Below are 21,867 nucleotides of genomic sequence, written 5' to 3'. Positions count from 1 at the left end.
ACTTAACTACATAATATCTCAAAATAATGACATTTAACTTTTTGAATGCAACAAGTAAATTAATAACCCTTGCATTCACCATCAACCTGTTGTGTGGGTGTGGTAAAAGTTCTGAACAACAACAGACTCAGTTACCGCAACTTGAAATCCCTATCACCGAAGTAACTATTCAGGATGTACCCTTAACCAAAGAATTTGTTGGTCAAGTTTACGGTACGAAAGATATTCCTATTCGCTCCAGAGTAGAAGGTTATTTAGAGGGTATATACTTCAAGGAAGGTAGTGAAGTCAAAAAAGGACAATTACTTTACAAAGTCGACCCCAAACAATATGCAGCCAATGTAGCGATGAGAGAAGGACAGCTCGCAGAAGCTAAAGTGACGCTGATCCGTGCTTCTAATGATTTAGAGCGTATTCAGCCACTAGCAGAGCAAAATGCTGTTTCCAAATCTGACCTTGATGCTGCTTTAGCCGAAAAAGGTGCTTCAGAATCTATGGTTGTTGCAGCCGAAGCGAACTTGAGAATGGCTCAAATTGAATTAGGCTACACTAGAATTACTTCTCCTATCAGCGGTATTATTGGTAAAACAGAAGCCAAAGTAGGGGAATTTGTGGGTAAAGATCCTAACCCCGTTATCTTAAATACAGTTTCAAGAATTGACTCTGTAAATGTAAGATTCTTCATCAATGAAAATGATTACTTAAGATTGGCAAGATATGCTGTAGCTCAAGAGAAATCAGGAAAGAAAAGTGAAGACGACGGAAAACCTAAGAATAACCTTGACTTGATCTTCTCAGATAACACTGTATATAAACATAAAGGACATTTCGATTTTATTGACAGAAGTGTTGATGCGAATACAGGTGCGATCCTTATTCAAGCTACTTTTCCAAACGTTGACGGTTTAATCAGACCTGGTCAGTTTGCAAAAGTTCGTTCAATCATTGACATCGTACCAAATGGAATTCTTGTTCCTCAAAGAGCAGTAATGGAATTCCAAGGACGCTATTCTGTTTATGTGGTTGACCAAGCAGGAAAGGTTTCTCAAAGAAGTATTGAATTAGCAAGACATGCTTACAAAGATTACTTCCTTGTAAAATCAGGCTTGAAAAAAGGAGAAAAGATTGTTTTGGAAGGACTTCAAAAAGTTCAAGAAGGAGCAACAATTAAATACAAAGTAGTTCAATTCGAATCACAGTACGAAGGAGTATAATGAGCAAGGAACAAATAAAATCAAACTTTTTTGTGAGGCGACCGATTGTCGCCATGGTCATTGCCATTATTATGACCATAGTTGGTGGTGTTTCTATCACAGGACTTCCTATTGAACAATACCCCAATTTAACTCCTCCCATTGTAAAGATCAGTGCAACTTATACTGGAGCGAGTGCATTAAACGTAGAGCAATCTGTAGCCACTCCATTGGAACAGGAAATCAATGGTGTGGAAAACATGATCTATATGAAGTCCATCAACTCCAATGATGGTACACTTCAAATACAAACATCTTTTGATATTGGTACTGACCCTGATATGAGTACAGTATTTACACAAAACCGTGTAGCTACTGCCACTCCAAAACTACCAGACGGTGTCAAAAGAACAGGTGTAAAAACAGAAAAATCACTTCCAAATATCTTGATGCTGATCACCCTTACTTCACCTGATGGAAGGTATGATCAGAACTTTTTGGGTAACTACTCTTTGATCAACATCAAAGATGTACTTGCAAGAACGAAAGGTATTGGTAGTGTGTCTGTATTGGGTACTTCAGATTATTCAATGCGTATTTGGGTAAAGCCAGACCGTTTGGCTAAACTGAATTTAACTATTCCTGAAATTACAACGGCGGTAAACAATCAAAACGTTATTGTTCCGGGTGGTAAGTTTGGTGCAGAACCAGCTCCAAAAGGTACTGAATTCACTTACACAGTACTGCTTCCGGACCGTCTTCAATCAGAAGAAGAGTTTGGTAATATTGTAGTAAGAACGAATAAAGATGGTAGCCAAGTACTTTTAAGTGATGTGGCTAGAATTGAACTAGGTGTAGAAACCTATTCAGCATTTACCCGTCTAAATGGTGCCAATTGTGCTGTAATTGCCATCTACCAAGCTCCTGGTTCCAACGCCGTTGCTTTGGCTGAAGAAATGATTTCAAAAATGGATGCTTTGAAAGAAGATTTTCCAAATGGCATTAATTACGAAGTGTCATTGGACTCAACAAAACCAATTACTGCTGGTATCGATGAAATCATTGAAACGTTATTTATCGCCTTACTGCTTGTAGTACTTGTAGTATATGTGTTCATCCAAGATTGGAGAGCAACACTAGTTCCAACCATGGCGATTCCTGTTTCATTGGTCGCAGCATTTATGCTGTTCCCTCTTCTTGGTTTTACCATCAATGTATTATCATTATTAGGTTTAGTACTCGCCATTGGTATTGTAGTGGATGACGCCATTGTAGTAGTAGATGCCGTTCAGGTATATCTCGAAGAAGGCTACAATGCCAAAGATGCCACGAATAAAGCCATGAGTGAAGTAACAGCACCAGTAATTGCCACTACTCTAGTACTTGTTGCAGTATTTATCCCAGTAGCAGGTATGGCGGGTATTACAGGTCGACTCTACCAACAGTTTGCCATCACAGTAGCTGTTTCAGTATGTTTTTCATCACTCAATGCCCTTACATTATCTCCGGCACTTTGTGGTTTGATACTTAGAAAAAAAGAACCTGTAGGTGGACCATTGGGTGCATTCTTTAAAGTGTTTAATAATGTGTTTGATAGATCTACCACTTCTTATCTTAGTGTTACAAAAATTGCAACTCGTAAGATTTTGATGAGTTGTATTTTCATCGGTGGAACACTATTGGCTGCAGGTTGGCTTGGAGTAAAAGTTCCTGTTGGGTTTATTCCTGAAGAAGACCAAGGTTATATCTTCATCAATGCCCAATTGCCAGTTGCATCATCACTTCAAAGAACAAATGATTTAGCGTATAAAATTGAGAAGATTACAGCTCAAGTTGAAGAAATAGAAATGAATACTACAGTAGCAGGTTACTCCCTTCTATCAAGTAGTATGTCAACTAACTCTGCCTTCTTCTTCGTAACGCTAAAAAGTTGGGATAAAAGAGAACTCACCGCAAAGCAAGTTGTTCAAAAATTGAATTACCTCTTTGCTACTCAAATAACAGAAGCAAAAGTTTTCGCTTTTGGTCCTCCTGCCATTCCTGGTTTAGGTAATGGTTCTGGTTTTAGTATAATGGTTCAAGACAAAGGCGGTAACACTCCTGATTATTTGGCCAATTACACCAACGAGTTTATCAAAGCGGCTAATGCAAGACCAGAAATTGCAATGGCCTTTACTACTTTTGAATCAAGCGTTCCTCAGCGTTTTATTGATATCAACAGAGATAAAATCCTGAAGCTTGGGGTAAACTTAAATGATGTCTACACCACTTTCGCCGCTTTCTTAGGAGGTTCTTATATCAATGACTTCAACCGTTTCGGCCGTCTTTACAGAGCCTATGTACAAGCAGAACCTGAGTATAGAAATGACGAGAAACAGTTAGACATGTTCTATGTCAAATCTAGCAACGGGTCAAAAGTACCGCTTTCTACGCTTGTTAATGTTGAGAAAATCAGTGGTCCAGAATACACCAATAGATTTAACCTTCTACGATCTGTAGAGGTGACAGGTTCTCCTGCTCCTGGCTTTAGTTCCGGTCAAGCAATGGATGCCCTTGAAGAAGTAGCAAAAGAAGTTCTTCCTGATAATATGACTTATGCTTGGAATGGTATGTCTTACCAAGAGAAAAAAGCATCGGGTTCAGTATTTATCATTTTTGCATTCTCCTTACTATTCGTATTCTTAATTCTTGCCGCTCAGTATGAATCATGGTCAATGCCTTTCAGTATTCTGTTAGGAACTCCATTCGCCATATTTGGAGCCTTTTTAATGATATGGGTAGCGAGATTCTTCAGTGAAAGTTATGAAAACAATATTTTTGCTCAAATCTCATTGGTAATGCTTATTGCAATGGCCGCAAAAAATGCCATTCTGATTGTAGAATTTGCCAAGCTGAAATTTGATGAGGGATTGTCCTTATTTGACGCAGCTATCAAGTCTGCTGAATTACGTTTCAGACCGATTCTTATGACGGCCTTCTCTTTTATACTTGGTGTACTTCCACTAGTAATTGCAACAGGATCAGGTGCAGAAGCCAGAAAAGTAATGGGTATGGCATTACTAGGCGGTATGGGTATGGCTACAATTTTAGGTCTTTTCTTATATCCTATGCTATTTGTTCTAGTAGGTAAAATTGCGAAATACGAAGAGAAAAGAGATAAAGAAATTCAAACTAACGGAGAGGCATAAATCATGAAAAATTTAATTATATCAAATAAAACCCGCCTCCTAGTCAGTTGCCTTATTTTGCTCTCCTTGTGGGGATGTAAAATGGGTAAGAATTATGAGGCTCCCGAAATTGATACACCATTAGAATATCGTTTTGGAGTTGATACACTTGTATCAACAGAAAATGACACAATTGGCTGGTGGACTTTAATTCAAGATAAAGTTTTAGACAGTTTAATCGTTGTTGCCTTAGAAAACAATCAGGATGTAAAAGTGGCAATGCAACGAATTGTAGAGGCTGAAAAACTTTACAGAATACAGAAAGTCAATACAAGACCTCAGTTCGGGTATGATGGCAATTACACTTACGGTAACTACGGTGGTTTTGTATTACCCAATGGAGCTTCTGACAATTACTATGTCGGAGCATCTCTTAACTGGGAAATTGACCTTTGGGGTAAGAATAAAAGGCTATCCGAAGCCGCCAATGCCAATTACCTTGGTACCATTTACGGCTTAAGGGCTGTACAAATCAGCTTGATCTCTGAGGTAACTGCCGCTTATGTTCAATTACTTGAAAATAAAGCTAGTCTTGTCGTTGCTCAAGAGACTTTAGCTTCTAGAGACAGCTCTATGATTATCATGGAAGCAAGATACAAACAAGGAACTATTCCAGAATTGGACCTCAACCAAGCACAGATTCAACAAGCTATAGCAGAAAGCAGTGTTCCAATTTACAAAAGAGGGATTGCTTTGTCTGAGAACCTTTTATCTGTATTAATTGGTGCCAACCCTAGAAGTTACCTTACAGGCTTAGCTTTGGAAAATCAGATCAAACCTCCAGTAATTCCTGCAGGTATTCCTTCTGATTTATTAAAAAGAAGACCTGACTTATTAAGAGCAGAACAAGATATTGTCGCTCAAAATGCTCAAGTTGGAGCAGCAATTGCCAACAGATTCCCAACCATCAGCATCACAGGTGCAGGAGGTATTGCCTCTCAAGCTTTAAGTGCTACTAATACAGGTGGTGCTGCTGAAGCATGGAACATTGGTGCTGGTTTAACCGGACCATTATTCCAATGGGGAAGAAATAAAAGACAAGTGGAAGTTGAAAAAGCAAGGCTTGAAGCTTCTATTCAAGAATATGAAAGAAGTGCTATCGTGGCTTTTAGAGAGGTAGAAGATGCATTAGCTTCTATTCAATTCTATGAAGAGGAACGTATAGCAAGAGAAAAGCATACAAGAGCCGCAGTGAATGCTGAATATCTTTCAAAACAAAGATATGACAGAGGTGTTACCAGTTACTTGGAATACCTTGAACAGCAAAGACAGGCCTTTGATGCCGAACTTAACCTTGTGAAGGTTCAGAGTAATATCTTGACTTCTTACATTCAATTGTATAAAGCTCTAGGCGGTGGCTGGATCACTCCTCAGGAGCAACAAGACGCTCAGGGTAATAATTAATTTTAATACTAAAGCATAAAAAATGGAGTAGGCTTACCACCTACTCCATTTTTTTATTTCTATCTGAAAACTGATCTGTTACAGCATATCATAATTCCATTTTTCAAACGCATAACTCCAATTGGAGTTTACTTTATCAATCACCTCCTGAGGAAAGTTATATTGATGCTTCTTATGAGAACCTAGACTATCCAAATAAGCCTGCATTGTTCCTCTCACCTCATTAAAATCACCAAGGTTTAATTGCTGATAAATATTGTCTAAATATCCAAGGTTATCTTTCGAGAACTCTTCATATTTAACTTCCACAAGATTTTCAGCAGGGATTGATAATTTATCCTGCTCGTATTTATCATACATTTTTGTAAATACCTTCAGAATATTATCACTCAGCTGATCGTCTGTAATCGACTGAAACTGCTGACTAGGCAAAACTCCTTTGAAGAACCTGAAAGTTGAACCATAGACCTCATACGGGTTTCTATAGATGTAAATAAACTTCGCATTAGGATATATCTTCAATAATTCATCAACTCTTGCTGTATGAGGAGGGTTTTTAGAAAGAAAACGCTCACCTTTTGTCTGCCATAAAGCAAGTTTTACAAAACGTTCATAAGTTGTTCTCCAATGTTGCTTCTCACCTTCCGACAATCCTTTTCCTAATAAAAACTTATCAAAAATCTTAATTGTATCTTTAGGGAAGTACCAGAAATAGTAATAAGACATATCATGTAAATTACCTAAAGCAAACTCCTCTTCTTGTGGGAAAGCTGGATCTAACTTCAATCCATCAGCAGGTCTTTCTTTTGGCATCATCATTTTCATGATAGGCATGAAGATATTTTTACCAAACATCATTTCATTTGGAAATACACTTTGGAAAGTATTCACAAAACCAAACTGAGGATCTTTACTCAGTAAATTATGCAAATGGGTTGTACCACTTCTCCAATGTCCTAATACAAAAACGGGTTCCTTATCTGTTTCTATTTTGTCTGCTTTTTTATACAACCAATTCTGGTTGATCGCTTCAAACGGATAACAAAGGTTTCCGATTAATTTCGCCTTATTGAACTTATTTTTATACTCTGGTTCAATTGTATATTGCTTTTCTAATTTAGAGAAATTTTTTTGTGAGCTTCCTACTAAGGTTGCCATTTCCAAGTTGTCGAATGATGCCATATTTTTTGGGAAATTAAGTTAAAAAGACAATAAGAGATACGCCATTCCAGAAAATAAGAATGATTTAATTAATAATTATTGGGAAATAAGACACATACAGTACAATGTAAGTTTTTAGAGACAATTTCACTTTTTTGAATTTTTTGAATGAAGGAGAAATAAATTGAGAGAATTTTATTTTCGGGTAAAAAACAACTAAAATTATAATAATTTTAACAATCAGTATTACTTATTCAAGTAATTTTAAGAATTTAGTTAACAAATATTGTGCATCCGAATTGTTTTTAATACTATTGCATCAACGAAATAACTCAGTAAGAAATAAAACGTTTATTAGTTTTTTCGTTCCACTTTAATAGATTATAAAGCAAACATTACTACATTTTTTAAACTAAGTGCAAAAAACAAACTTTCAACTTTTTTCTATAAACTAAATTTGCACCCAACTTTTTTGATATACTAACTCAATTCAAAGAAACTATACTTTAGTCTTTTAACTTATAAAAGAAATAATACAAGCTTCACTTTCAACAATGGGAATGTAGTAAGCCACGAAGGCTTACTACACTACCTATTCGTTATCCCACACAGATTTCCAACATATTCTGCTTGAAATATTTATTCGCAACTTCTACTAATGTTGGTGCTTGTATTTCCTGAATTCTACTTACATAATCATCATAATAATTAAAAGGTAATCCCTTTTTATATAATGATTTTGTCACTTCTAAAAGTGATAGATTAGAATTAATTGACATGACAAAATTGCCTGTCATATAATTCTTTACAGTATCTAATTCTTCTGCTGAAATTTCTTCTTCTGTCAGAACTTTTATCTCCTTATAAATTTCTTGAAGTGCCAGATCCTTTGATTCTTTTTTAAGATCAGTAGCTATGATAAAGTAGCCTTGATTTGTTTCATTTCTAAATGAAGAGTGGATTCCATACGTTAAACCTTTCTCTTCACGTACATTTTTCATTAATCTTGATCCAAAATAACCTCCAAGAACTTCATTCAGTATCGTAAACGCCTCAAGATCTGGATTAGGTAATGTAAATGTAGGACAGCCTATTCTTATACTTGTCTGAACAGCATCTTCTTTTTCTTGGTAGATTTTCAACTGAGGACTACTGATTTTACTCACAAAATCAGGATAAGCAAATACAGCATCTTCTCTTACCGGAATACCTCCAAGATATTGGTTGATTTCCTGAATTTCCGTTTCAGTTACATCACCTGTGATAAATAACTGAAAGGGATTTCCTAAAATATTTTCCTGATAATATCGGCTTACCTCATCAATCTGAAAGTTTTTCAGTGCTTCTGACGAAAGAGATTTCCCATAAGGATGTTGATCTCCGTAGAAATTCTCTCTAAATAATTTCGTAGACAAGTAAGAGGTTTTCTCTTCATTAAGCTGCTGTTGCTGCAACATCACCTGAAGAATATGCGCGAAGTCTTTTTCTGCAAAAGTAGATACTGTCAAGTATTTTTTCACTAGCTGTATTACATCAGAAAAATACCTTTTCAAACAATGTCCGCTGACCGTAAAAGAATCTATATCACTTGAAGTGCTTACTATTGCCCCATAAGATTCCAGCTTCTGATGCAGTGCTTTACTATCCATTCCTTCCACTCCCTCACCAATCATCTTAGCAGTGAGCGCCGCTGCACCTTTTTCTTTTTCCAATAATTTTCCACCTTTAATGTACAGTGAAAAATGTATGATAGGTTGTGCACTATTAGGGATACTAAACACCTTACATGAATTATCTAATGTATATTCCGAAGGCTTTGGCAATGAAAAATCTTTAATTGAATAGGATTTTGGAGGTATAGACCTATCTAATGCGTTCATAACTTATCTTTAATGAAATAAAAAAGTGAGATAATTTTCTAGAAATTATCTCACTTTAAGTTAACAGACTATATTATGAATTCATAATTATCAGTTTCAATTATGATGATTATCTTCTAAATATCATCTGCGTCTAAAGTATCTGTACTGCTTCCTTTGCTATTCTTACCTTTAGATTTTTTCTTGCCTATTTTAGACTGACCAAAGTTGAATGCTAAAGTGAATCTTAATGTATCTTCTAATGGATTGTTACGCTTGAATGACAACAAGTAAGAGAAGTCTAAGCTTACTACTTGGTATCTGATACCTAAGCCCATCTGCATATATTGTCTGTCACCTTTATCTGGGTGTTCATAGAAGTAACCTACTCTAGCGGCGAATAGATCATTGTACCAGTATTCAGCTCCAACACTCCACATAAATTCCTTCATTTTCTCACTGAAACCACCCGGTGCTTGTGTCAAGCCAGACCACATACCTTCTAACACACCTACATTAGAGTTATTGATTCTGTTACCTTGCTCATCATACTCAGGAGTTGGTACTAATAATTTATTCACATCAACACCAAAAGTCAATTTATTGTAGGGATCAAATTCAGTTGTTAAAGTAGCACCCAAACGTAAGTTCGTCGGCAAGAAATCCTCTTGAGATTCTTCCGAGTAATTCATTTTTGTACCAATGTTCGAAATATTCCAACCCCATGCAAATGTGGCATCATAAGCTCCTAGTTTCACATCAGGATTCACCCAGTAACCAGAAATATCAGCTGCAAATGCATGTCCAGGCTTACTGTCCATAGCATTAGTAGAAATAGAACCCGCTAAGTTTGAGTAAATGTATCGACCAGAGACAGCCATACTGTATCTGTTAGACAGTTTCATCGCAAAATGACCATCAAATGAGTATTCTCTAGGATTAAAGTTTCTAGTAATATTACCTTGTCCATCTGTAAAGTCAATACTACCAAGGTCAAAGTAACGCATACTTAAACCTACTGTCTGTCTATCATTCAGCCTTAAGAAACCAGCTAAATAACTTAATGACATATCACCCACAATCTTTTGTAACCAAGGGTTATAAGAAAGTGATGCACCATAATCGTTCTCAATAAATGCATATTTTGAAGGGTTCCAGTGTGCAGAGTTCACATCTGATGAGGTAGCAACACCCATATCACCCATTGCGGCACCTCTAGCTTCTGGTGCGATTGTTAAAAAAGGTACGGCTGTTACAATAGGATTGCTATCTGTGCCTTGCCCTACAGTTACAGATTGACTACCTGAACTTTGGCCATAAACTAAACTAAAGTTACTGCAAATAATCAGTAAGATGAATAGGGATTTGAATTTATTGTTGTTCATAATTATCCAATGTACTTTTCTAAAAGTCTTAAAAAAATGTCCTTAGATTGACTAAGGTGTGTGAAAGTGTAAAAGTTAGACTATAGGCATTCAATTTTTAACAACCCTTAAAGATACTAAAGATTTATTAAAAAAAATGAAATCAAGGTTTATTTCAATACAATCCTAGCAGTTTGGTAGGTTTTTATTCCTAAAGCAGGACAATCTATTATCAATTGAACTACATATATCCCTCCTACAAGATTATAGTTTGTTTTCAAGCCTTGATAGGTTAATAAAATTTCAGATTCGGAATTTTCTATGCTAAAATCATTGGAAGCAACAATGTTGCCATTCATGGATATAATATTTGATTTAATTTCTAAATCCTGTCCTAATAAATTATGTGAGAATCGAATGTCCACATCATTCACTGCTGGGTTAGGAAACAAAGTAAAGTTAGATATTGTAATTTCTGACACAGGACTGACAAAAAACGAAATCGTCTGCTCACTCCTGTTGTTCGCTACATCCCAAGCTTCTAATGTCAATGAATTTTCTCCTTCTGGTAAATTCTTCAAAGGAAAAACTAATGAATAAGTTGCTTTTTCTCCTTTTACAGGAACTAAATAATCATTCAAAACCCAGCTTGAATCTTCTCCGTTCAATATCAATTTCACATCATGTCCTGCTCCTATACCCGAGATATTTAAGCCAAAATCATCTGATATTTGAGTTGTAATATAGGTATCAGGATAAACTACATTGTTATTTTTCTCTGAATAAATAGAGAGATCTATTACCGGAGGAGTTGTATCTACTATAGGGTTATCCGAAGTTCCTCCCAACATTACTTCCACATTACTGCCCAAAGCCTCAGTATTACTATTATTCACAGCATATAAATGAAACTTAGCGGCATCAAAAGCATATCGTATATCTTTAGGAATGACAAACTCTATTTGATATTCACCATTTACAACATCTGCAACCCCTCTAAAAAGTTGATACTTTCTTTCATTATACTTAAATATGGTTTCTGCCCCGTTATTCCCTCTAGTCTCAGATTCAGTTGACTTCTCAAACAATGTCACAAAAATATCTCCATTAAAAGATGTATCTCTGACTCCACCCGACTTAATTTCACCTCCAATTTTCACTTTATCCAGTGCTTTCAAAGTGTAATTACCAGTAAATTCCTCGTCATTGATTGAAGTAATCGAAGCTTCTATATTCGGGATATTAAGCTGCATTGAAGGATCACTTAATAATGCAAAATTTCTATTGTTTACACCTCTTAAACTATTATTCTTTGTCTCTCTAAAAACCTCACCTAATGCTCGGTAATTATTATTTTCATCTTTCTTAAAAACTGCTTTATAGAATGCTTCATTTATAGTAAAATTACTTGAAGCATACACAGGCCTTGTAGTTGTCATCAGTGCAATACTTCCTCCTGTTTCTTTAAATAACAATCTTTCGGCTCCAGACATAATTGCTGGATTATCATATCTGCCAAACTCACAAGTAGCTGTAAAGAATAAAGGAGTTTGATCAGGATTTTTTAAAGCTGAAACCATAGAAGGTGTAAAAATGGATTCTTCGGCCCAGTGCGTAATAGATCCATGACCACTATAATTAACAATCAGAACTCCATCATTGTCAATCCAAGAACTCAATAAATCGTTCGTTTCTGGAGACCTTGCTCCTGAAGGAGTCGATATTTTAGGTTGATTATCTATGAACAAGCGTTGTGACACAAAATTAGGACACGTTTCCTCTACATAAACAGCCAAATCATTAGCGTCACCTTGATGTGTATTTGAATCACCATCATCAGCTACAAATAATATATTCTTTTTCCATCCGGTCGTATTCAATTTCAGCGTATCATAATGAATAATTTTATTCACTAAAATCTCCGCTTCATCAGCTGTACGTGCAGGTAATCTTCCTACCCCCACTTCCATATCATAATTATCTATTTTACCATCTACTTCTTCACCCCAGAAACCTTCATTTTCATCCATAAAACCAAAATAATCATCTGAAGAGAATGTAGTTGTTCTCTTTAAAACATCTCTCGATTCATAAATAGGAACTTGACTCTTTCCTTCCTGTCTGATACCCTTATAATCATAAGAACATTGACCAAAAAGTAAGATATATTTCAGTTTATTATCCTTCAAATATAAATGACGGGCAAAATCTCTAACTGCTGATACATCTTGTCTTCCTGAAGAAAACTCATTGTAAACAGTTTCCACATTAATCACTTTCACATCGATACCACTATAAGCTGTTCGATGTGAAGCTAAACTATTAGCATAACTGCTATATGCTGAAGAGGTTATTAATAAAAGATCTGGTACGGGTAAACTTCTTAAATCTTGATTAGGAACTGTTCCTACATAAGATGGTTTTAGTATATCGCCTGCATCAAAAAACAGCAGTGAAAAATAATCCTTTGTTTTGCTTACAGTATATTTATTTGACTGTTTCGAAATACGTTTTACATTAGAAGGATCTGTAATGTCCCATACATAATCAAAACTCAGCGAAGTTGACAAATCTCCTCCGTCGCTGTTCTCACTGAAAACTCCATGATAAATAAGATTTTCTTTATCTTTTGATACACTGCTTTTAGCGTTGAATGTCAAATAATCAATATAACCTTCTGAATCACTCTGTGGCTTACTAAAGTTGACACTCACAGCCAAAGAACTAGATGAAATATTTATGCTTTTCTCTGCAAATAAATTGCTTTCCATATAACCTTGTCGGCCATATCGATAGTTATTAAAATCACTGGCACTTCTAACATTAAAAGATCCAAAATCAGTCCCATTGACTTGATATGAAAATGTACTTTCTGCTCTTGACTTTGCCATCACACCTGCCTTTAATCTCAAAGCATTTGTAGATGGATTGACATTGATATTTACAGTTGCTGTATTTGTACTCGAAAGATTTTCTCCAAACCAAAAACGTCCCGAAGGTTCACTTAATGCTGTTACTTCTTCTGATTCATGATGATAGACTTGTATTAGAGAAGTGAAAACATCTGGATTTTGAATAGAAGCATTTTCAGTTCCTATGTTTTTAGTTCTAGGAACTCCAACTCTTAAAAAGTAATAGTTAGCAACATCATATAAGTTCAATTCATAATCAATAAACTGATTTTCTGAATTATAGTAGACTTTATCTGCTCCCTCTGCATAAAACAGGAAATAATCTGAATCCTGAAAACTTTCTGCATTGCCCCCTACAAACAAAAGAGGTACCTCCGTTAAAGAACTTGGTCTTTCTTGTGCGTTTTCCTGAGGCAACATACCATTACCAAAACCAAAAACAGCAATATTATTAGTATTCAAACCGGAGGTTGACACTCCAAGCTCGTCAAGCAAACTCTTATCTATTTTATAAACACCATTTTTATCTATTTTCAATTTGAAGATTTGTCCTGTACTCAATGGGCCACTTTGAGCAAATACAGAAGTTGTCAACACATTAGTAAAAATAATGAGCAGAAAATAAGCAGATATATATTTTATAAAAGAGGAAAAAGTCATCAGTTAAAAGTATATTGATTGATCAGAATAGGTAGTCTTGATCAGATAGAATAATGATATAACGTTTTAAGTATCAAAACACAAATTGAACTCAACGCCACTTATTTATACAAAAAGTATACAATAAATGTTTTTTACACAAATTAAAAAAGTCCAATTAGAAATACTAATTGGACTTTGTAAATATATATTCAGAAACTGAATTAATTATCTTGAATAAGTTCTAAGAATCTAGTGAAAAGATATCTTGAATCATTTGGTCCTGGTGAAGCTTCTGGGTGATATTGTACCGAGAACGCCTTCTTACCATTCACTTTGATACCTTCTACAGTTTCATCGTTTAAGTTTTTGTGTGTCAATTCAACAGATTCATTGTTTTCAATGCTTTCCATTTTCACAGCAAAACCGTGGTTTTGTGAAGTCACCTCAGATCTTCCTGAAACTAGGTTTTTCACTGGGTGGTTTGCACCTCTGTGACCATGGTGCATCTTGTATGTTTCAAGACCTACAGCTCTTGAAATAATCTGATGACCTAAACAGATTCCGAATAATGGCTTATCTGCTTCTAAAATTGCTTTTGCAGTTTCTACTGCATAATCCATTGCACCCGGATCACCAGGTCCGTTTGACAAGAAGTACCCATCAGGCTTCCACTGCTTCATTTGTTCGAAAGTAGTGTTTGAAGGGAATACTTTACATAACATACCTCTTTCAGTGAAGTTTGTTAAGATAGACTTCTTAACGCCAAGATCCAATACAGCAACTTTTACAGCCGCGTGAGGATCACCTACAAAGTAAGGTTCTTTTGTACATACTTCAGATGACAACTCAAGACCATCCATATTTGGAGTTTCTTCCAAACGTTTTTTGATCTCTTTCAAGTCCTCAATCTCCGAAGTAATGATAGCATTCATTGCCCCTTGTGTACGGATGTGCTTTACAAGCTCTCTAGTGTCGATATCTGAAATACCCACTAAATTTGCAGTTTCTAGGTAATCTTGCAATGACCCTTCTGCTGTGAGTCTTGAAACAACACTCGAAAAGCTTTTTACAACAAGACCATTAATTTGAGGTTTAGAGGATTCATTCTCATTGTGAACTGTTCCATAGTTTCCAATATGAGAAACAGTGTTTACAATAATTTGTCCGTAGTATGATGGATCTGTGTAGATCTCTTGGTAGCCTGTCATACTAGTATTAAAACAAATTTCTCCAGTAGTGGTACCAATTGCACCAATAGCAGTACCTTTGTAGGTTGTGCCATCTTGTAGCATTAGTATCGCAGTCTTCTTCTCCATTGATTATTACAGTCTTATTGAACTTAGATTGTGCAAATTTAAAAAAAAATAGGAATAAACGAATTGTTTACTTTTAAGTATGTTAACATTTTCTTAATAAGGCACTTCTGAAAAACATTTTTTAAGGTAATTCGAAAGCTTGGGAAGTAAAGTAGATCATCAGAACTAAATGCGAAGCATATTTCTGAATCAATACTTCATGTTAAAAATACTTGGACCTAAAAAAAAGGGAAACAGTTACAAGAACTATTTCCCTATTTATATTAATAAACCCTCATCAGATTACTCTGCTGATTCGTTATTGTTTTCAGCTTCTGTCTTTGGCTCGATAGAAGTTGTTGTTTTCTTTCTTGAACGACGAGTTTTTGTTTTCGTCTCTTTCACGTTGTAGATATCGTTGAAGTCTACAAACTCGATCATTGCCATCTCAGCACCGTCACCTAAACGACGACCTGTTTTGATGATACGAGTATAACCACCTGGACGGTTGATAACAGCATCACGAACTGTAGTGTAAAGCTCAGTAGTAGCTTCTTTGTCTCTTAAGTAAGAGAATACTACACGACGAGAGTGCATTGTATCGTTTTTAGACTTAGTTACTAATGGCTCGATGTAAGTACGAAGAGCTTTCGCTTTAGCAACAGTAGTAAATACACGCTTGTGCTCGATTAATGAACAAGCCATGTTAGCTAACATTAGCTCTCTGTGCTTCTTTTGTCTACCTAAGTGGTTGAATTTTTTACCGTGTCTCATTTTTCACCTTAATGAATGATAAAGCCGTATTAGGAACTTCACCAAATTTTAAAAATAATTTTTAGGACTTGTAAGTATCAACTAAGCCGTAGCTTAATTTTTACCGGTGATTTCAGAAATTGCCGTGTCCAAGGAACAACTTCCTATCAGAAAAGATTAATCTTCGTCCAAACGGTACTTAGATACATCCATTCCGAATGATAAATTTCTGTCAGACATCAAAGTTTCCAACTCAGTAAGAGATTTCTTACCGAAGTTTCTAAACTTCATCATATCAGAAATTTCTAAAGAGGCTAAATCACCTAATGTTTTCACATCAGCAGCCTTCAAACAGTTATATGCACGTACAGATAATTCAAGGTCAGATAATGACGTTTTAAGTAGCTTACGCATTCTTAAGTATTCGTCATCAATTTCTACTGCACTTCCATCTGTAGGATCGTCCATAATCATGTTTTTGTCTGAGAACAACATGAAATGTTGAATCAGGATATTGGCAGCTCCTTTTAACGCTTCTTCAGGATGAATTGAACCGTCAGATTCTACTTCAATCACTAATTTTTCAAAGTCAGTACGGTCATCAACTCTCAGATCTTCTACTCTGTACTGAACATTTTTGATTGGCGTAAAAATAGCGTCAATTGGAATAAAACCTATAATATCGTCAGCTTCGCTTTCTGTTTGGTCGTCTGCAGATAGGTAACCTCTTCCGTTGTGAATAGTAAACTCCACTTGTAAGTTTACACTTTCGTCAAGATGACAAATCACAAAATCGGGGTTTAAGATTTCGTACTCCTCAGTAAACTGAGCAATATCTCCAGCCTTAAATTCGCTTTTGCCACTAAGATTTACACTGATTTTTTGTGAAGGGTTTTCACTTACAGCCTTAAATCGAACTTTTTTCAAGTTCAAAATAATCTCAGTCACGTCCTCCACAACACCATCGATTGTAGAATACTCATGAAGAACATTTGGAAACTTAATTCCTACAATAGCATACCCTTCAAGTGATGAAAGTAATATACGTCTAAGCGCGTTACCTATTGTTAAACCGTAACCTCTTTCTAGTGGTTTGAATTCGAAAAGACCGTTAAAATCATCAGCCTTTTCCATTGCCACCTTATCAGGTTTTTGGAAAGCAAGAATGGACATATAAAAGTTGTGGTTTTAATAAATTTAATAAGAGCTCATACGAAAAGCTCCTAAGAAAATTAAAGATAATCTTCTTAGAAGCTTTTTCCAAAGATCTATATTACTTAGAGTACAACTCGACGATAAGTTGCTCTTGAATTTGTTCAGGAATTTCATCACGTTCTGGGAATTGAACGAATCTACCTGTCATATCCTCAGCATTATATTCTAACCAAGAATAAGCAGTACGTTGCTTACCAGAAGTTGCTTCCTTAATCACTTTGTTTGTTTGTGACTTAGCACGAACACCAATCACGTCACCAAACTTCAAAGTATATGAAGGAATATTCACTACTTTACCGTTCACAGTAATGTGTTTGTGTGATACTAACTGACGAGCAGCACGACGAGTAGGAGCTAATCCTAAACGGTATACTGTGTTGTCTAATCTAGCTTCTAACAATTGAAGCAAGTTAGTACCTGTGATGCCTGATTTATTGGCAGCTTTTTCGAAAACGTTGCGGAACTGACGCTCTAATACACCGTAAGTGTATTTAGCTTTCTGCTTAGCAGCAAGCTGGATAGCATATTCAGACTGCTTACGACGTCTGTTTTTACCGTGCTGTCCTGGAGGATACGCCTTTTTCTTAAGTTCCTTGCATGCCCCGAAGATTGGATCATTAAACTTTCTAGCAATCTTCGACGTAGGCCCTGTATATCTAGCCATTTTTCTCTAGAATTTTAGGAGTGTCTATAATAATTTAAATTCAGGAGGTGTCAATGATCTCTGCCGTGGCTTAAGACGACAGACCTTACAAATAATGTTTTAACACACTCAATAGTTGCAATCTCAAAAAGTTGAGAAGGTCGTATCAGACTCTTCTTCTTTTTGGAGGACGACAACCGTTGTGAGGTAGAGGAGTAACATCTTTGATGATTGTTACTTCGATACCTGAATTTTGTACGGTACGGATAGCCGCTTCACGACCTGATCCTGGACCTTTAACAAAAACCTCTGCTTTACGCATACCTAAGTCATAAGCTACTTTAGCAGCATCTGATGACGCTTGTTGTGCAGCGTAAGGAGTGTTTTTCTTTGAGCCTCTGAAGCCCATTTTACCAGCTGAAGACCAAGAAATCACTTGTCCTTCTTTGTTGGTGAAAGAGATGATAATGTTGTTAAAAGAAGCTTTGATGTGCACTTCTCCCTCCTGAGTAACATTAACTACTCTTTTCTTCGCTTTTTCGTTTTTTCTTCTTTGAGCCATAATTCTTATTGTTCAGCTTAAGCGCTAAAAACTAAATTATTTCTTCTTGTTTGCAACTGTCTTACGCTTACCCTTACGAGTACGTGAGTTGTTCTTGGTATGTTGACCACGAACTGGCAAACCTCTTCTGTGACGAAGACCTCTGTAACATCCGATATCCATTAAACGCTTGATGTTTAATTGAATTTCTGATTTTAACTCACCTTCGATTTTGTGACCTTCTGTAATAAGCTCACGAATCTTTTGTGATTCTTCGTCAGTCCAATCTTGAACTTTTTTATCCTGGCTTACTTCTGCTTCAGCAAGGATATCTGCCGCTGACGATCTACCAATTCCGAAGATGTAAGTTAATGCAATTACACCTCTCTTGTTATTTGGGATGTCAACACCTGCAATACGTGCCATGTTTTACTGTGAACGGTTACTTTGTAAAACTAAATTTAACTATCGCTTATTGTACTAAGAATTAACCTTGACGTTGTTTATGTCTAGGGTTTTTCTTGTTGATAACGTACAATTTGCCTTTGCGGCGGATGATCTTATCGTCCGCACTGCGTTTTTTGATAGAAGCTTTGACTTTCATTGCTCCAATTGTTTAGAAAACGTTATAAATCCTTGATTAAATGTCAAGGCACCCGAAAGTCGCCTATCCATGCTCAGTTTATCCATATAAAAAACATCACATGCACATAACCTACCTTCTTAAATGCAAAAATAGAGGGAATAATTCCCTTATTTTGTTTCCGCATGTTAACTTAAATGAATAAAATTAAACACGGGCGTGCAAAGATAGACATTTTTTTGAATTATTTATATCTATAAACAATTCTTCCTTTAGTAAGATCGTAAGGTGACATTTCCAGACGCACTTTGTCGCCAGGGAGAATACGAATGTAGTGCATACGCATCTTACCAGAAATATGTGCTATTACCTGGTGTCCATTCTTCAACTCCACACGGAACATGGCGTTAGAAAGTGCCTCTACGATCGTACCGTCTTGGGTAATGTTTGATTGTTTTGGCATTTGATTATTAATTAAAATGGATATACTTCCTCAATGTACTTGAATGTTGTCAACACTTCAGTCTGACCATTGATAACAGCCACTGTGTGTTCATAATGAGCAGAAGGCTTACGGTCTCTCGTACGGATTGTCCAACCATCACGGTCTTGTGTGATCGCTCTTGTACCCATGTTGATCATAGGCTCAATTGCGATTACTAATCCATCCTTGATTTTTAAACCTCTACCTCTTTTCCCGTAATTAGGTACTTCTGGCTTCTCATGTAACTTTTGACCAAGTCCATGACCCACCAATTCTCTAACCACACCATAACCATGCATTTCAGCATGTTGCTGCACTGCAAAGCTGATATCACCAATTCTGTTATTGATTTTGCATTCTTCAATTCCCTTTTGAAGGCACTCTTGAGTAACCTTTAAAAGTTTCATTGTTTCAGCATCCACTTCTCCAACAGGATAAGTGTAGGCACTATCTGAATGGAAACCGTCAAGGAAAACACCACAATCCAAAGATATGACGTCTCCGCTTTTCAGCACATAATCAGATGGTAAGCCGTGTACAATAACGTCATTTAATGACATACATAATGTACCAGGAAACCCATTATAATTCAAGAATGAGGGGTGAGCCCCATTATCCTGGATAAACTCTTGAGCGATTTTATCCAAAGCATTAAGGCTAACCCCTTCTTTAATATTTTTCGCGACCTCACCATGTGCACGACCGAGTAAATCAGCCGATTTGCGCATAAGTTCGATCTCTTCTTCTGTTTTGTAGTATACCATTAGACTGTTGCCACATTTTGGCGGCCTTTGATATTACCAGACTTCATCATTGAATCATAGTTTTGCATTAGCAAGTACGATTCAATTTGTTGTAATGTATCCAAGATCACACCTACCATAATGATCAATGATGTACCACCATAGAATCTTGAGAAGGCTGAACTTACACCTAACATACTTGCAAAAGCAGGTAAGATAGCTACTACCGCTAAGTAGATAGCTGAAGGTAAAGTAATACGATCTAGAATCCAACTTACAAAACTTGAAGTCTCTTCACCTGGCTTGACATTTGGAACAAATGCATTATTTCTCTTTAAATCTTCTGCCATTTGATCAGGATTGATCGTGATAGCAGTATAGAAATAAGTGAAAATAAGAATTAGCATACCGAAAGTGAAATTATACGCAAAAGATGTGTAATCAGAGAAATTCTGCATTACCCATCTAGCGGCATCACTATCGTCTGCCCAAACACCAGCAATCAATGAAGGAAGGAACATAAGCGATTGAGCGAAGATAATAGGCATCACGTTCGCAGCATTCACTTTTAAAGGAATGTATGAACGTTGACCTGTAGCAAGCGTACGCTTCTTACCTCCGGCACCAACAACCTGACGTGCATATTGCACTGGTACTTTACGAACGGCAGCGTTTAATAAAACAACTCCCATTACGATAAAGAATAAAGCAACTAATTCAACTACCAAAATGATACTGAATCCCTGTGTTTGGAATTCTTGAACAATTGCCGTTGGAAAACCTGAAATAATACCGATCATGATCAGCATTGAAATACCGTTTCCAATTCCTTTCTCCGTGATTTTCTCACCAAGCCACATACAGAAAACTGTACCCGCAGTCAAAATAATCATTGACGCTGGGTAAAATAATGACTGGCTGATTACGATAGCTTCATTAGGGATTGTAGAGTATAAATACCCTGATCCTTGTGCTAAAGTAATCACGATCGTCAAAACACGCGTAATTTGGTTCATGCGCTTACGTCCTGACTCTCCTTCCTTCTGCAAACGCTGGAAGTAAGGGACAGCCATACCTAACAATTGGATCACAATGGATGCCGAAATGTAAGGCATAATACCAAGAGCGAAGATAGAGGCACGCGTAAATGCTCCACCTAAAAAGATGTTTAACATCCCCAAAAGACCACCTGATGAATCAGATAGTGCACTTGGATCAACTCCTGGAAGGACGATATACGACCCCAATCTAAAAATCGCTAGGAAACCCAGAGTGTAGAAAATCCTATCTCTGAGCTCCTCGATTGAAAAAATGTTCTTCAGTGTCTTGACAAACTTATTCATAGCTTCTTACAATGTAATCGCTTTTCCGCCTGCTTTTTCGATTGCCTCTTTAGCAGATGCAGAGAAAGCGTTCGCCGAAATCTCTACTGTTGCAGTTAGCTCACCATTACCAAGAACTTTAACAATACCGTTCTTAGCAACAACGCCTAACTCCACGAATGTCTCAAATGCGAAAGTAGTAATTCCTTTCTCTGTAGCGATCTTTTGGATATCATCCAAGTTGATTACGCTATACTCAACTCTGAAAGGAGCTTTGAAGCCAAATTTAGGCACGCGACGCTGTAATGGCATTTGACCTCCTTCGAAGCCAAATTTCTGGCTGTAGCCAGAACGAGACTTAGCACCTTTGTGACCACGTGTTGATGTGCCACCACGGCCTGAGCCTTGTCCACGACCTACGCGCTTATTTTGGCGAACTTTACCGCCTTTCGCAGGACTTAGTGTATGCAGTTTCATGACTGTTTCCCAATTAATACCTTTAAAGTACTAATGCCTTGTGCAAAAG

18 protein-coding genes are annotated in these 21,867 nt (G+C 36.5%); 3 read left to right on the top strand and 15 right to left on the bottom strand.

Going from position 1 to position 21,867, the window contains the following annotated elements:
- The first annotated feature begins 26 nt into the window (after positions 1-26).
- Genes HHU12_RS00540 through HHU12_RS00530 form a run of 3 tightly spaced genes read left to right on the top strand, consistent with a single transcriptional unit; the run spans position 27 to position 5,824 of the window.
- The gene (locus HHU12_RS00540; protein WP_169654189.1) at positions 27-1,214 is read left to right on the top strand and encodes an efflux RND transporter periplasmic adaptor subunit; all 1,188 of its coding nucleotides are present in this window, start codon (positions 27-29) and stop codon (positions 1,212-1,214) included.
- Positions 1,214-4,381, top strand: a complete 3,168-nt coding sequence (locus HHU12_RS00535; RefSeq protein WP_169654188.1) for an efflux RND transporter permease subunit — start codon at positions 1,214-1,216, stop codon at positions 4,379-4,381. The genes HHU12_RS00540 and HHU12_RS00535 overlap by 1 nt, the downstream gene beginning before the upstream one ends.
- Before the next feature lie 3 nt (positions 4,382-4,384).
- Complete coding sequence (locus HHU12_RS00530; protein ID WP_262889366.1) at positions 4,385-5,824, top strand: efflux transporter outer membrane subunit; 1,440 nt, start codon at positions 4,385-4,387, stop codon at positions 5,822-5,824.
- A gap of 78 nt (positions 5,825-5,902) precedes the next feature.
- Here the strand turns inward: HHU12_RS00530 and HHU12_RS00525 are convergent, their stop codons facing one another.
- From HHU12_RS00525 to rplO, 15 genes are all read right to left on the bottom strand, one after another.
- Positions 5,903-7,006: a sulfotransferase family protein gene (locus HHU12_RS00525; protein WP_169654186.1), complete on the bottom strand. Its 1,104-nt coding sequence runs from the start codon at positions 7,004-7,006 to the stop codon at positions 5,903-5,905.
- A gap of 578 nt (positions 7,007-7,584) precedes the next feature.
- Complete coding sequence (locus HHU12_RS00520; RefSeq protein WP_169654185.1) at positions 7,585-8,865, bottom strand: M16 family metallopeptidase; 1,281 nt, start codon at positions 8,863-8,865, stop codon at positions 7,585-7,587.
- A 116-nt stretch (positions 8,866-8,981) separates the two neighbouring features.
- A complete protein-coding gene (gene porV, locus HHU12_RS00515; RefSeq protein ID WP_169654184.1) occupies positions 8,982-10,229 on the bottom strand; it encodes a type IX secretion system outer membrane channel protein PorV in 1,248 nt (415 codons plus the stop codon).
- Between the two features lie 149 nt (positions 10,230-10,378).
- Positions 10,379-13,780 carry a type IX secretion system sortase PorU gene (gene porU, locus HHU12_RS00510; RefSeq protein ID WP_205959736.1) on the bottom strand — a complete coding sequence of 1,134 codons (3,402 nt, stop codon included), beginning with the start codon at positions 13,778-13,780 and terminating at the stop codon, positions 10,379-10,381.
- A gap of 203 nt (positions 13,781-13,983) precedes the next feature.
- Complete coding sequence (gene carA, locus HHU12_RS00505; protein WP_169654182.1) at positions 13,984-15,078, bottom strand: glutamine-hydrolyzing carbamoyl-phosphate synthase small subunit; 1,095 nt, start codon at positions 15,076-15,078, stop codon at positions 13,984-13,986.
- 282 nt (positions 15,079-15,360) lie between these two features.
- Entirely contained in the window at positions 15,361-15,831 is a 471-nt protein-coding gene (gene rplQ, locus HHU12_RS00500) for a 50S ribosomal protein L17 (RefSeq protein WP_062618554.1), read from the bottom strand.
- A gap of 156 nt (positions 15,832-15,987) precedes the next feature.
- Entirely contained in the window at positions 15,988-16,983 is a 996-nt protein-coding gene (locus HHU12_RS00495) for a DNA-directed RNA polymerase subunit alpha (protein WP_169654181.1), read from the bottom strand.
- Between the two features lie 100 nt (positions 16,984-17,083).
- Complete coding sequence (gene rpsD, locus HHU12_RS00490) at positions 17,084-17,689, bottom strand: 30S ribosomal protein S4 (RefSeq protein ID WP_169654180.1); 606 nt, start codon at positions 17,687-17,689, stop codon at positions 17,084-17,086.
- Positions 17,690-17,834: 145 nt separating this feature from the next.
- Positions 17,835-18,230: a 30S ribosomal protein S11 gene (rpsK, locus tag HHU12_RS00485; protein WP_044203107.1), complete on the bottom strand. Its 396-nt coding sequence runs from the start codon at positions 18,228-18,230 to the stop codon at positions 17,835-17,837.
- Between the two features lie 36 nt (positions 18,231-18,266).
- Positions 18,267-18,635, bottom strand: coding sequence for a 30S ribosomal protein S13 (gene rpsM, locus HHU12_RS00480; RefSeq protein WP_062618556.1), 369 nt, complete (start codon positions 18,633-18,635; stop codon positions 18,267-18,269).
- Between the two features lie 61 nt (positions 18,636-18,696).
- Positions 18,697-18,813: a 50S ribosomal protein L36 gene (gene rpmJ / locus HHU12_RS00475; RefSeq protein WP_082026427.1), complete on the bottom strand. Its 117-nt coding sequence runs from the start codon at positions 18,811-18,813 to the stop codon at positions 18,697-18,699.
- Positions 18,814-19,036: 223 nt separating this feature from the next.
- Complete coding sequence (gene infA, locus HHU12_RS00470; protein WP_044203105.1) at positions 19,037-19,255, bottom strand: translation initiation factor IF-1; 219 nt, start codon at positions 19,253-19,255, stop codon at positions 19,037-19,039.
- 11 nt (positions 19,256-19,266) lie between these two features.
- The gene (map, locus tag HHU12_RS00465) at positions 19,267-20,040 is read right to left on the bottom strand and encodes a type I methionyl aminopeptidase (protein WP_062618557.1); all 774 of its coding nucleotides are present in this window, start codon (positions 20,038-20,040) and stop codon (positions 19,267-19,269) included.
- A complete protein-coding gene (gene secY / locus HHU12_RS00460; RefSeq protein ID WP_044203103.1) occupies positions 20,040-21,362 on the bottom strand; it encodes a preprotein translocase subunit SecY in 1,323 nt (440 codons plus the stop codon). The genes map and secY overlap by 1 nt, the downstream gene beginning before the upstream one ends.
- Positions 21,363-21,368: 6 nt before the next feature.
- On the bottom strand, positions 21,369-21,818 hold the full coding sequence (rplO, locus tag HHU12_RS00455; protein ID WP_062618559.1) for a 50S ribosomal protein L15: 450 nt from the start codon (positions 21,816-21,818) through the stop codon (positions 21,369-21,371).
- Positions 21,819-21,867 lie beyond the last annotated feature (49 nt).

Origin of the sequence: Flammeovirga aprica JL-4 (assembly GCF_012844305.1) — a bacterium.
Classification (GTDB): domain Bacteria; phylum Bacteroidota; class Bacteroidia; order Cytophagales; family Flammeovirgaceae; genus Flammeovirga; species Flammeovirga aprica.
The sequence above is the reverse complement of the archived record's forward strand: the minus strand, read 5'-3'. Positions and strand labels throughout refer to the sequence as shown.

What these genes read in the sequence shown, in the direction of transcription:
- HHU12_RS00495 (WP_169654181.1), bottom strand. Translation starts at nt 16,983, where the DNA reads ATGTCCATTCTTGCTTTCCAAAAACCTGATAAGGTGGCAATGGAAAAG.
- rpmJ (WP_082026427.1), bottom strand. Translation starts at nt 18,813, where the DNA reads ATGAAAGTCAAAGCTTCTATCAAAAAACGCAGTGCGGACGATAAGATC.
- HHU12_RS00525 (WP_169654186.1), bottom strand. Translation starts at nt 7,006, where the DNA reads ATGGCATCATTCGACAACTTGGAAATGGCAACCTTAGTAGGAAGCTCA.
- HHU12_RS00535 (WP_169654188.1), top strand. Translation starts at nt 1,214, where the DNA reads ATGAGCAAGGAACAAATAAAATCAAACTTTTTTGTGAGGCGACCGATT.
- rpsK (WP_044203107.1), bottom strand. Translation starts at nt 18,230, where the DNA reads ATGGCTCAAAGAAGAAAAAACGAAAAAGCGAAGAAAAGAGTAGTTAAT.
- secY (WP_044203103.1), bottom strand. Translation starts at nt 21,362, where the DNA reads ATGAATAAGTTTGTCAAGACACTGAAGAACATTTTTTCAATCGAGGAG.
- porV (WP_169654184.1), bottom strand. Translation starts at nt 10,229, where the DNA reads ATGAACAACAATAAATTCAAATCCCTATTCATCTTACTGATTATTTGC.
- rplO (WP_062618559.1), bottom strand. Translation starts at nt 21,818, where the DNA reads ATGAAACTGCATACACTAAGTCCTGCGAAAGGCGGTAAAGTTCGCCAA.
- carA (WP_169654182.1), bottom strand. Translation starts at nt 15,078, where the DNA reads ATGGAGAAGAAGACTGCGATACTAATGCTACAAGATGGCACAACCTAC.
- rpsM (WP_062618556.1), bottom strand. Translation starts at nt 18,635, where the DNA reads ATGGCACGTATTGCAGGTGTTGACATCCCAAATAACAAGAGAGGTGTA.
- map (WP_062618557.1), bottom strand. Translation starts at nt 20,040, where the DNA reads ATGGTATACTACAAAACAGAAGAAGAGATCGAACTTATGCGCAAATCG.
- HHU12_RS00520 (WP_169654185.1), bottom strand. Translation starts at nt 8,865, where the DNA reads ATGAACGCATTAGATAGGTCTATACCTCCAAAATCCTATTCAATTAAA.
- rplQ (WP_062618554.1), bottom strand. Translation starts at nt 15,831, where the DNA reads ATGAGACACGGTAAAAAATTCAACCACTTAGGTAGACAAAAGAAGCAC.
- rpsD (WP_169654180.1), bottom strand. Translation starts at nt 17,689, where the DNA reads ATGGCTAGATATACAGGGCCTACGTCGAAGATTGCTAGAAAGTTTAAT.
- HHU12_RS00540 (WP_169654189.1), top strand. Translation starts at nt 27, where the DNA reads ATGACATTTAACTTTTTGAATGCAACAAGTAAATTAATAACCCTTGCA.
- infA (WP_044203105.1), bottom strand. Translation starts at nt 19,255, where the DNA reads ATGCCAAAACAATCAAACATTACCCAAGACGGTACGATCGTAGAGGCA.
- porU (WP_205959736.1), bottom strand. Translation starts at nt 13,780, where the DNA reads ATGACTTTTTCCTCTTTTATAAAATATATATCTGCTTATTTTCTGCTC.
- HHU12_RS00530 (WP_262889366.1), top strand. Translation starts at nt 4,385, where the DNA reads ATGAAAAATTTAATTATATCAAATAAAACCCGCCTCCTAGTCAGTTGC.